Below are 11,081 nucleotides of genomic sequence, written 5' to 3' on the forward strand. Positions count from 1 at the left end.
TGTCACCCTATTTCTGCAGCCGGACCAGTCCCCCACTGAGCCACTAAATCTTTTCTGGCCAGTACGTAGGTGTGAATGCAAAAGACCACGGCCCGGGTTTCGGGCAACCGTATAATCATCTGTTTTTCACTGCGCATGTAGCCAGCAGTGGCGTTAAAGGCGTCATCCCGCTCTTTGTAACGCCTGCGTGGTTGATGCAATTCTGCGTCGCGATACCACAAGCTATTGAACCGCCACAAAGGTCGCCCGGGCTGCACCCCGTCGAACAATCGTTGAACACGGGCGGCAATGGATGCGTCATAGCTGGCGATCGGTGTGTGAATGCCTGTCAGCGGAGCCATGAATTTTTCGGCCAACTGCCAACTAGCTGGGAAACACAGCACTGCACCTGTCATGACATGCTCGTCACCGCGTTTTTCCAGAATACAGAAGTCCTGCTGGGCAATGCGCCCCAATGTCCCCAAGGGGTCCTCCCAATTGATCGTGACCGGAGGGCCATCACCGGGCTGAACCTGCTGGCTGTCTGGTGCATACAGCTGCGCCAAAACCATGCGCAACAATTCTTGTGCAGCAGGCATCGCCGCCACATCCAGCATCAAGACATCCTCGCGCCGAGTATCAAGGAGCTGCGCGCGTGCTGCGGTCTGCGCTGCAAAGACGTCATCCGGGCGCAGCCAATCCTGCATGGCAAGCGGTTGTATACCCGGCAATGCCTTTTGCATAAGTGGATTATAGGGAATTTGTTTTTGTAAAATCGGGTCCATGCGACCACATAGCACCTGCAGCTTCGCTTGTCGGCTATAACCTTGGGTCGCAATCTTACAGTGTAAAAACGACCGTCAAATAAGTCGCATTCAGCGCGGCGATTCTTTTTACACGGCTACAGACTGGACACATCTGTGCAGCAAGGAAAGCCAACGATGACCGAGCATTACCGTGACAGACGCAAAATTGACCCGACCCGAGGAGAAATCCTGGGGGATGGCAGCCCCAACGACAACAACCGGATCGAGATCGGCCCAACTCAGCTTGCGTTGACAGAATGGGAAAACGCCGGATTGCAGCTGCCAAACCTGGCCCGGATGCGTGATTTCCGCTGGCAGCGGTTGACGCAGTCCATCGTCGACCGTGGCTATGGCGGCTTGCTGATGTTTGACCCGCTCAACATCCGTTATGCCACCGACAGCACCAATATGCAGCTGTGGAACTCTCACAATCCCTTCCGCGCTGTGCTGCTTTGTGCGGATGGCTATATGGTGATTTGGGATTATAAAAACTCACCCTTCCTGTCCACATTCAACCCCCTTGTGCGCGAACAGCGATCCGGGGCTGATCTGTTCTACTTTGACCGAGGCGACAAAGTGGACGTTGCAGCGGATGCCTTTGCCAACGAAGTGCGAACCTTGATGCAGGCCCACGCGGGCGACAACAAACGTCTGGCCGTAGATAAGATCATGCTGCACGGGCTGCGCAGTCTCGAGGCGCAGGGTTTCGAGATCATGGAGGGCGAAGAGGTCACTGAAAAGACCCGCGCGATCAAGGGCATGGACGAGATCCTTGCCATGCGCTGTGCCAATCATGCCTGCGAGACTGCCGTGGCCGAAATGGAGCATTTCGCGCGCGCCAATGTTGGCGATGGCAAAACATGTGAGGACGACATTTGGGCTGTCCTGCACGCCGAAAACATCCGTCGTGGCGGCGAGTGGATTGAAACCCGCCTGCTGTCGTCAGGCCAGCGCACCAATCCCTGGTTTCAGGAATGCGGACCCCGGATCACTCAACAAAATGAGATCATCTCGTTTGATACAGATCTGATTGGATCTTATGGCATCTGCATCGATATTTCGCGCAGCTGGTGGATCGGCGATCACAAACCGCGCGCGGATATGGTCTATGCCATGCGCCACGCCCATGAACACATCATGACCAATATGGAGATGTTGAAACCCGGTGTAATGATCCCCGAGCTGACCGCGAATTGCCACCAGCTGGACGACAAGTTTCAAGCTCAGAAATATGGCTGCCTGATGCACGGGGTGGGCCTGTGTGATGAATGGCCACTGGTCGCTTATCCGGATAAGGCAGTGGCCGGCGCCTATGACTACCCGCTGGAACCCGGAATGGTGCTCTGTGTCGAGGCCTGCGTTGGCGAGGTCGGTGGCGATTTTTCTATCAAGCTTGAGGATCAGGTACTGATCACCGAGGATGGTTATGAAAATCTGACCACCTATCCGTTTGATGCTGCACTGATGGGAGAGCTTTGATCTTAAGGTCATTGACTATGAAACGAATGCCCCTTGGTTCAGGACGTCTGAAAATCCGCGACGGCCCTGGGTCCATCGGGCATGGGTGGGGTCGGGTTTTGACGAGATTGTCGCACAGGCCCGGTATCACCTTCGCGTGACGCTTTTGTAGCAGGTCTTGTCGGCAGCGCTTTACGTGCTCACTCTCAGGCAGACCCCACAGCAAAGGCCGCGCCATGCCCACTGAACAGATCACATTCCCCGGTCACGCCGGAACCCCACTCGCCGCCCGGCTAGATATGCCAGAGGGTCCTGTGCTTGCCACAGCCCTATTTGCCCATTGCTTCACCTGCTCAAAGGATATCCCGGCGGCGCGGCGCATCGCCGGTCGACTGGCCGCCATGGGGATCGCAGTGTTGCGGTTTGACTTTACCGGATTGGGCCATTCCAAAGGAGAGTTCGCCAATACCTCTTTTTCCTCCAATGTCGCCGACCTGATCGCCGCAGCACAATATCTGGCAGGTCGCAACATGGCGCCTCAGTTGCTGATCGGCCATTCCTTGGGCGGTGCGGCCGTATTGCGTGCCCGGGCCGGCATCCCCTCGGTCAAAGGTGTTGTCACCCTGGGCGCGCCGTTTGATCCCGCCCATGTGGCGCATAATTTCTCGTGCGCATTGGCGGAAATAGAGTCCAAGGGATCCGCCGAGGTCACATTGGGGGGGCGGCCCTTTACGATATCACAGGCTTTTGTCGACGACATCCGCTCGGAAACCCTGAACGTCGCCATCGCCCATTTGAACGCCGCCCTTCTGGTGCTGCACGCGCCTCAGGATGCAATCGTTGGAATCGAAAACGCGGCAAATATTTTCACCACAGCCAAACACCCCAAAAGCTTTATCACTCTGGACGGAACAGATCATCTGATCAGCCGCGCCCCGGATGCAGAATATGCCGCCGAAATGATTGCTGCCTGGGCCGGTCGCTATATTGACATGACCCCTCCAGCCCCACCTCCAGGCACGCCCGAGGGGATCCTGCGAGTGAGTGAAGTTACGCCGGATGGGTTCTTGCAAGATATCCAATCCGGTCCGGATCATCATGCCTATGCAGATGAACCGCTGGCCTACGGCGGCAGCAATCTGGGCATGTCGCCCTATGGATTTGTCTCGGCTGGCCTGGGCGCCTGTACCTCAATGACAATCCGCATGTATGCCCGCCGAAAAGGCTGGCCTCTACAGCAGGTCAGTGTCGAGATCAGCCATGACAAGGTGCATGCCCAGGATGCCACGACCGGCAACCCGTCACGCATCGATCAATTCACACGCGTGGTTCACTTGCAGGGTGACCTCAGTGCGGAACAGAGGAGCCGATTGTTAGAGATCGCCGACAAATGCCCCGTACACCGGACTCTGGAACACGGGGCCCGGGTTGTTACCAGACTCCAAAGTCCTCTCGCTACAAGCTAGAACTTCAAATGCAAACCCATTCTCCGTTTTCCCGGTGAACTCCCGCCCCCGCGCGGTGCATCTGCTAACGCAGAGACCCCTTGCGGTCTTGGGCGTGGCGCCGCGCTAGCGCGGCGCCACGCCCAACGGAAGACGCGCCTCCCATAGGGAGGCCGGCGACGGGCGGGAGACCTTGGAGCAGTTAACGGCGCGGCATCGGTCTTGCGACTGGCGGCCGATGGATGGGTGGTCGAACCACAGGCGGCCGGGCCACTGGTGGACGCGCAATCGGCGGACGTACAACCGGGGGACGGTTAATTGGCGGCTCTATCGGATGTTCCGGTTTGGGAGGCCGTGGTGGCTTTGGCGGTCGAGGGTAGCCATTATAATAATCGTTCCATAGCAAACCGTCATAGTACACCCCACCGCTATATGTTGCGTTGGGATCGCACCCAGATATACCAACGACCCCAGCTCCCAATAACGCGGCTAGTAAAACTCTTTTTGATCTGAACAGCATGTCATCAATTTCCTTTTACCTAACCGCCCGGAACGACGCGAAAACGGCGTTCACATCGGACACCAGATCCGGATTCACCCCAGCCTCCATCACCACAACCGAGATCGCCACACGGTCGCGTGGCAAATCAACAACGACTGCCGTAAAACTCACGGATTTTCCATCCCGGCTGCCACTGCCAGTCAGTCGCGCCGCGGGCAGGCCACCTACCGAAATCTGTTTGCGCTCCTGCACTTCAGCGTCCTTGACCAAAAACGGACCAACACCACGCAAGTACTCCAGCGACTGCTCATAGGTGGAAACCCCATGTGGCGAGATGAACCCCATCCAAATGCCATCCTCCGACACCGGAGTGAGACCGATGACGCGATTGATCAGACGCGCCTCATTTGATCCCGGCGCTGTGACGGCTCGCTCGCCGCCGGCCCGTACGGTCCAGAAATCGGGAACCGACACATGGAACAATGCACGGTTTTCGTCTTTGTAGGTTATCGGCATTTCCGCCAGGGTCAGGCTTGGTAAGATGGCAACCGAAGCGGCCAGCCACCCTGCTGCTAATACTTCGCGGAATAAATTTTGCATTCCCGCATCTCCTTAAAATCTGAGGCCGCAGCTAAGGGCACCGCAGCAAGACAACTGCAGGAAGTTAAGGACAGGTCAGCAACAAAGGAAAGAACCATTTTCCAATCCCGTGCCTGCTCGCTCACCTCTGAATGCCGCCTGGTCGCCTCACTGATCCTTAACCATCCCTCTCCAAACTTAACTCTTGCCTGAATGTTCCACTTATGTTCCACTCTCCAAAACTGCGGGGAATGAAAATGCCAACTGGAAAAAAACTCAACGGCACGTTGACAGCCTTCATCGAACGACAAGCTCTTTTTTTCGTTGCGACGGCGGATAAAACCGGACGGGTCAACCTCTCTCCCAAAGGCATGGATACCCTAAGAATTAAAGGCAACAACCGCGTCACCTGGCTTAACCTCAGCGGTAGTGGCAATGAAACAGCCGCTCATGTACAGGCAACCGGCCGAATGACCCTGATGTTTTGCGCCTTTGAGGGCTATGCATTGATCCTGCGCCTATATGGGCAGGCCAAGGTTTTTCACCCTCGTGATCCTGAATGGACCGACATGGTTGCGGATTTTCCAGACATCGCAGGCAGTCGCCAGATATTTGATCTCACCATCGATCTTGTTCAAACGTCCTGCGGCACCGGCGTGCCTTTGATGGATTTTCAGAAATCCCGTGCAGAAGACGAACTTGTTCCTTTCTATCAGGAGATGGGGCCGGACGGTGTAAAGGACTATTGGCGGCGAAAGAACGTGACGACCATTGACGGAACACCGACGGGAATTTTTGACGACCACTAATATTTGCCTGCAATTTAGCAGACTTTGTCAGGCAAGGGGGTCTTTTACAGGCAAATTGCCCCATCCCCGCCTGCCCGCCTTGTTGTTTTGCCCCACCTGATCTAATAGGCGCGCATCCCGTCCTATTACAAAGGTCCTGGCCTATGATCCCTCGCTACTCCCGCCCCGACATGGTTGCCATCTGGTCTCCGGAAACCAAGTTCCGCATCTGGTACGAGATCGAAGCCCATGCCTGCGAAGCCATGGCCAACCTGGGCGTCATCCCACGTGAAAACGCTGACGCCGTGTGGAAAGCCAAAGATGTTGAATTCGACGTTGCGCGCATCGACGAAATCGAGGCTGTTACCAAACATGACGTGATTGCATTCCTGACCCACCTTGCCGAACACGTTGGCAGTGACGAAGCCCGGTTTGTGCATCAGGGCATGACCTCATCAGACGTGCTGGACACCTGTTTCAACGTACAGCTGGTGCGTTCGGCCGACATCCTGATCAAGGACATGGACGGGTTGCTGGCCGCGCTGAAAAAGCGTGCGATTGAACACAAGGACACCGTCCGCGTTGGCCGCAGCCATGGCATCCACGCCGAGCCCACCACCATGGGCCTGACCTTTGCCCGGTTCTATGCAGAAATGGACCGCAACCTGGCGCGCCTGAAACTGGCCCGTGAAGAAGTCGCCACCGGCGCAATCTCAGGCGCTGTTGGCACATTCGCCAATATCGACCCTGCCATCGAAGAACATGTTTGCGAGCAGCTGGGCCTGAGCCCCGAGCCGATTTCCACTCAGGTGATCCCGCGCGATCGTCATGCGATGTTCTTTGCCACCCTTGGCGTGATTTCCTCTTCTATCGAAAACGTCGCTACGGAAATCCGCCACATGCAGCGCACCGAAGTGCTGGAAGGTGCGGAATTCTTTTCGATGGGGCAAAAAGGCTCGTCGGCAATGCCACACAAAAAGAACCCGGTTCTGACTGAAAACCTAACCGGTCTGGCGCGTCTGGTACGTTCCGCAGTTGTGCCGGCACTGGAAAACGTCGCCCTGTGGCACGAGCGTGATATCTCGCACTCGTCAGTCGAACGCGCGATTGGCCCAGACGCCTGTGTCACCCTGGACTTTGCCCTAGCCCGCCTGACTGGCGTGATCGACAAGATGCTGGTCTACCCCCAGAACATGCTGGACAACATGAACAAGTTCCCCGGCCTGGTGATGAGCCAACGGGTGCTTCTGGCGCTGACGCAGGCCGGTGTGTCGCGCGAAGACGCCTATTCCATGGTGCAGCGCAATGCGCTGAAAGTCTGGGAAGAGCGTCTCGACTTCCGCGAGCTGCTGCTGGCGGATGCCGACGTGGTTGCTGCGTTGGGTGAAGACGGTGTCAACGAAAAATTCGACATGGGCTATCACACCAAACACGTCGACACGATCTTTGCTCGGGTTTTCAAAGACTAATAAGACAAGGCCTGGGTAACCAGGCCTTGCCTCTCCCATCGGGTCGCTGTTGTCCGGCGCCTGCACATTTATGTCACCCACACTTCCAAAAACCTACCCTGACGGGCCCGAGGGCGAGATTGACCACCGCAGTATTTTGGCCTTCCACTGCGCATCTAAACAGCCTCATCAACGACTATTGCCTCAGTTCAACAGGAATTGTGACTTTGGCAAATTTCAGCTCATTTGCCCTGTTCTGAGATCAGATTTTGATGCGCGTTTGGGTCTGGGCTACACTTACACAGTCCCCAGTACGGAGAATTGTCGTGAGTATCAAAATTGCAGTCGCCACTATTGTCGTCCTGATGTCCGCCAATGTGGCATTCGCCTGCTCTAAGCAGCACCAGCAAACTCAGTCATGCGGCGTCGGAACGGTCTGGGATGCCGAATCTATGACCTGTACCAAACAGGTTTCGAGCTAAGGTCGGATCACCCAGATGTGACGACGAGATCGGACATTTGTGATCTCACGTTCAGAACTTTTAGGGGTAAAGTAACGACGTGCTTTGCAAGTAATCAGGTAGTAAATTATGCGTACGCTCCTCATTTTACTCATGTGTTTGCCCGGCTATTCCTTTGCTGCGGGCGGTGACGACAAGGGCGCCCCAAAACCCACGCAGACCACAAAATCCTGCTGGGGTGTCAGGGTCTGGGACGAAGCAAAAAAGCGCTGCGTGCGGCCAAAAGAATCCTCTTTGGATACTGACGGATTGTACGGTGCTGTGCGCGAGCTGGCCTATGCCGGTCGATATACTGACGCGCAGGGTGTTTTGTTGGCAATGACGGACCAAAGTGATGACCGGGTGCTGACCTATTGGGGTTTCACCCATCGCAAGCTCGGCAACATTGAGCTGGCAAACGCATTTTACAGTCAGGCCATCGCGCAGAACCCCAACAATATTTTGGCCCGGTCTTATATGGGGCAAGGTTTTGTCGAACAGGGTATGCCGGCGCAGGCCTTGGCCCAGTGGACAGAAATCCGGGCCCGAGGAGGCACGGGAACCTGGGCCGAAGAATCTCTGCGCAAGGCTTTGGAAATGGGTCAGGGATTCAGCTACTGACTTCAGCCTTTCTTTACCGCTACTGGCGTAACCTGCTTCTGAACCAAAGAAGAATCTTTTAGGTATAGGGGCGCAAGAATGCAGCACGATTTGGCCTTGGCGTTACCGCCGGCATCTACTCTGGGCGGCTTTGACGCTTTGTCACCCTCTTCCTCCATGAACGGGCTGAATGGCAGGGCTAAAGCTGCAATTGTTGTGCGTCTTTTGCTGAACGAAGGGGCCGACATCCCACTGGAGGAACTGTCTGACGAAATGCAAACCGCGCTGACCCAGCAAATGGGCCGGATGGGACTAGTGGACCGTGACACGCTGCATTCCGTCGCCAATGAATTTGCTGAAATGCTGGACAACGTTGGACTGTCTTTTCCCAATGGATTGGCCGGTGCATTGTCGGCAATGGAAGGTAAAATCAGCCGCCAGACGGAACGCCGCCTGCGCAAAGAGGCTGGCGTGCGCCAATTCGGCAATCCGTGGGAGCGCCTTAGAACCCTACCAGCCGAGGACCTTGCCGAATTGGCCGAAGCAGAAAGCACTGAAGTTGCTGCTGTTATGCTGTCAAAACTGGACACCGCCAAGGCCGCCGAGATGCTCAGTCACATGCCGGGGCCAGTAGCCCGCCGAATTACCTATGCGGTGCGCTACACCGGTTCGGTGACACCCGAAACAGTAGATCGCATTGGCCTGTCTCTCGCCGCCCAGATTGAGGCGCGACCGGAAATTGCCTTTGAAGAAACCCCCGGTGAGCGTATTGGCGCCATTTTGACCCAATCGGTTGCCGCCAAGCGCGAGGAAGTCCTGACAGCTCTGGGCGAAGAGGACGAAGATTTTGCCACGGATGTCCGCAAATCGATATTTACCTTTGCGATTATTCATCAGCGCGTCAACATGATCGACGTACCACGGATTATCCGCGTTGTGCCTCAACCGGATCTGGTGACCGCCTTTGCCTTTGCCTTTGCCGGTGACGAAGACGAAACCGCAAGTGCCGAGTTTATGCTCGCCAATATGTCAGGCCGGATGGCCAACAACATTCGTGACGAAATCGCGGAAAAGGGCAAGGTCAAAGCCTCTGTCGGCGAGGCCGCTATGAATACAGTTGTGAATGTCATGCGCGAACTGGTTCAGTCCGGTGAGATGCAGCTTCGTGCACAGGAAGAAGATGACGAAGACGAGGGCTAGACCCGGTTCAAGTGACATCCAGCTCAGCGGTTAGGCGGGCTGCTTGTGCCCGCTAGGTATGGGGTTTATGATCCGATTGCTGATCTTGCCCCAATCCTACAGGTTCCCTCTCTTTCATGCCCATTGATCCTTCTGGTCTGTCGCGCATGTCCCGCGCCAAATATCTGACAAGCAACTTATTCCTGCGCGGCGTCATTGCCGGGTTGGGCTTGATCCCATATCGTTGGCGCGTTCCAGTAATGGGTCGTCTGGTCAGTGCCTTGGCACCCGTCGTCGGGTTTGACAAACGTGTCCGTGATAATCTGAAATTGACGCGCCCGGATCTGTCCAAAGCTGAGGTCGCCACATTGTGCCGCGAAGTGAGCAACAATGCCGGACGCACGTTAATTGAGCTTTATGCCGGTCAGCCCTTCCTGGACAGGGCCCATGCGGCGCCGATCTCAGGGCCCGGTTTGGCCGCATTGGAGGCCGCGCGGGCTGCGGGCCGACCCGTCATTCTGGTGACCGGCCACTTCGGAAATTACGATGCGGCGCGTGCAAATCTGATCGGACGGGGCCATAACATGGGCGCTCTCTACCGGCGCATGGCCAACCCTTATTTCAACGCCCACTATGTACGCTCGATTGAACGGATCGGCAAACCGATGTTCGAACAAGGCCGCCGGGGCATGATGGAAATGGTGCGCCACCTGAAAGGCGGCGGCGTCATCGCCATCGTCGCTGACCTGCATTCACATGGTGGTGAAGACATTGAATTCTTTGGCAAACCGGCCGTTACATCTATTGTACCCGCAGAATTGGCGTTGAAATATAACGCTGCCATGATCCCAGTCTATGCCATACGGCATGACAATGGTCTGGATTTCGAAATCACCATGCATGCGGAAATTCCACACAGCGATCCGGTAACCATGACACGCGCTGTCTGCGATGATCTAGAGACCCTGGTGCGTCAACATATGGGGCAATGGTTCTGGATTCATCGCCGCTGGAAGCCCTACGCGCGCAGACCAGCAAAAACCGTACAGGACTGACAACCTTGCCGCAGCGCTCCACGGCACGCAGCTATAGGGCTCAATCAACCCGCGCGGCGGCAAGGATTGCTCCGAACGGGTCTTGCTGCACCAGCACCGCAACCGGTTGTGCACCTGTAAGGGGCACCGAAATTACCGCCTCGGCTTGGCCATCCCAAGGACCCACCTGCTGCCAGTCTTCAACCACCTGGGCATAGTTGAATTGATGCCCAGCCAACTCTCCTCGGGTGATTTCAGCAGTCTTCACCGGGGCAAACTGCACAATCTGCACTTTCAGGTTTTCCTGCGGCAGATCCACCAATGGCAGCAATCTGATGGTCAATACCTGCCCCTCTCGATCCGTCTTAATCTGCACTTTCGGCTGCTCGCTTAGATGCTTTGAAATCACGTCTGACAGCTGCATCGCATCAGCGCCGACCACATCATCCTGCCCCATAATCACCATTTGCGGCGTGTATATCATGGTTCGACCGGCGGTATGCGCATAGCCCTTTTGCCTCACAGTATGCGCCGATCTGGCAAACTGGTCTTTCCAGCCGATGTAATCCCAATAGTCCACGTGCAGCGCCAGCGGCAGTACGTCATCCCGCTCTGCCAGGCGATGCAACAGAGCATCGGCCGGGGGGCAGGATGAACATCCTTGCGACGTAAACAGTTCAACCACCACCGGTCCTGACTGCGCCTGTGCCGTCAGCGGCAGCCCCATCCACAGTGCGGCCAAAAAGGATATCCAAACGTTCAT

The 11,081-nt window shown here is 56.1% G+C and carries 11 protein-coding genes; 8 read left to right on the plus strand and 3 right to left on the minus strand.

Annotated features, from left to right (window positions below; genetic code table 11):
• Window positions 1-2: 2 nt before the first annotated feature.
• Window positions 3-764, minus strand: coding sequence for a heme-dependent oxidative N-demethylase family protein (locus tag EBB79_RS14895; protein ID WP_127749621.1), 762 nt, complete (start codon window positions 762-764; stop codon window positions 3-5).
• Window positions 765-920: 156 nt separating this feature from the next.
• On the opposite strand from EBB79_RS14895, the gene dddP reads away from it, so the two are divergent.
• Together dddP and EBB79_RS14905 are read left to right on the plus strand one after the other, a co-directional pair.
• On the plus strand, window positions 921-2,264 hold the full coding sequence (gene dddP / locus EBB79_RS14900; protein WP_127749622.1) for a dimethylsulfonioproprionate lyase DddP: 1,344 nt from the start codon (window positions 921-923) through the stop codon (window positions 2,262-2,264).
• 215 nt (window positions 2,265-2,479) lie between these two features.
• Window positions 2,480-3,709 (plus strand): bifunctional alpha/beta hydrolase/OsmC family protein, encoded by a 1,230-nt coding sequence (locus EBB79_RS14905; protein ID WP_127749623.1) that lies wholly within the window; start codon window positions 2,480-2,482, stop codon window positions 3,707-3,709.
• 514 nt (window positions 3,710-4,223) lie between these two features.
• On the opposite strand, the gene EBB79_RS14910 is transcribed toward EBB79_RS14905, so the two are convergent.
• Window positions 4,224-4,790: a hypothetical protein gene (locus EBB79_RS14910; protein ID WP_127749624.1), complete on the minus strand. Its 567-nt coding sequence runs from the start codon at window positions 4,788-4,790 to the stop codon at window positions 4,224-4,226.
• A gap of 236 nt (window positions 4,791-5,026) precedes the next feature.
• Between EBB79_RS14910 and EBB79_RS14915 the strand changes: the two genes are divergently transcribed.
• From EBB79_RS14915 to EBB79_RS14935, 6 genes are all read left to right on the plus strand, one after another.
• The gene (locus EBB79_RS14915; protein ID WP_127749625.1) at window positions 5,027-5,578 is read left to right on the plus strand and encodes a pyridoxamine 5'-phosphate oxidase family protein; all 552 of its coding nucleotides are present in this window, start codon (window positions 5,027-5,029) and stop codon (window positions 5,576-5,578) included.
• Window positions 5,579-5,721: 143 nt separating this feature from the next.
• Window positions 5,722-7,026 (plus strand): adenylosuccinate lyase, encoded by a 1,305-nt coding sequence (purB, locus tag EBB79_RS14920; RefSeq protein WP_127749626.1) that lies wholly within the window; start codon window positions 5,722-5,724, stop codon window positions 7,024-7,026.
• 305 nt (window positions 7,027-7,331) lie between these two features.
• A complete protein-coding gene (locus EBB79_RS24475) occupies window positions 7,332-7,487 on the plus strand; it encodes a hypothetical protein (RefSeq protein ID WP_164860827.1) in 156 nt (51 codons plus the stop codon).
• Between the two features lie 108 nt (window positions 7,488-7,595).
• Window positions 7,596-8,126, plus strand: coding sequence for a tetratricopeptide repeat protein (locus tag EBB79_RS14925; protein ID WP_127749627.1), 531 nt, complete (start codon window positions 7,596-7,598; stop codon window positions 8,124-8,126).
• 78 nt (window positions 8,127-8,204) lie between these two features.
• Window positions 8,205-9,305: a flagellar motor switch protein FliG gene (locus tag EBB79_RS14930; protein ID WP_127749628.1), complete on the plus strand. Its 1,101-nt coding sequence runs from the start codon at window positions 8,205-8,207 to the stop codon at window positions 9,303-9,305.
• A 116-nt stretch (window positions 9,306-9,421) separates the two neighbouring features.
• Window positions 9,422-10,339, plus strand: a complete 918-nt coding sequence (locus tag EBB79_RS14935) for a lysophospholipid acyltransferase family protein (RefSeq protein ID WP_127749629.1) — start codon at window positions 9,422-9,424, stop codon at window positions 10,337-10,339.
• Window positions 10,340-10,379: 40 nt separating this feature from the next.
• Here EBB79_RS14935 and EBB79_RS14940 read toward each other — a convergent pair whose 3' ends face one another.
• A complete protein-coding gene (locus EBB79_RS14940; protein WP_127749630.1) occupies window positions 10,380-11,081 on the minus strand; it encodes a DUF1223 domain-containing protein in 702 nt (233 codons plus the stop codon).

Origin of the sequence: Parasedimentitalea marina, assembly GCF_004006175.1 — a bacterium.
GTDB classification, from domain to species: domain Bacteria; phylum Pseudomonadota; class Alphaproteobacteria; order Rhodobacterales; family Rhodobacteraceae; genus Parasedimentitalea; species Parasedimentitalea marina.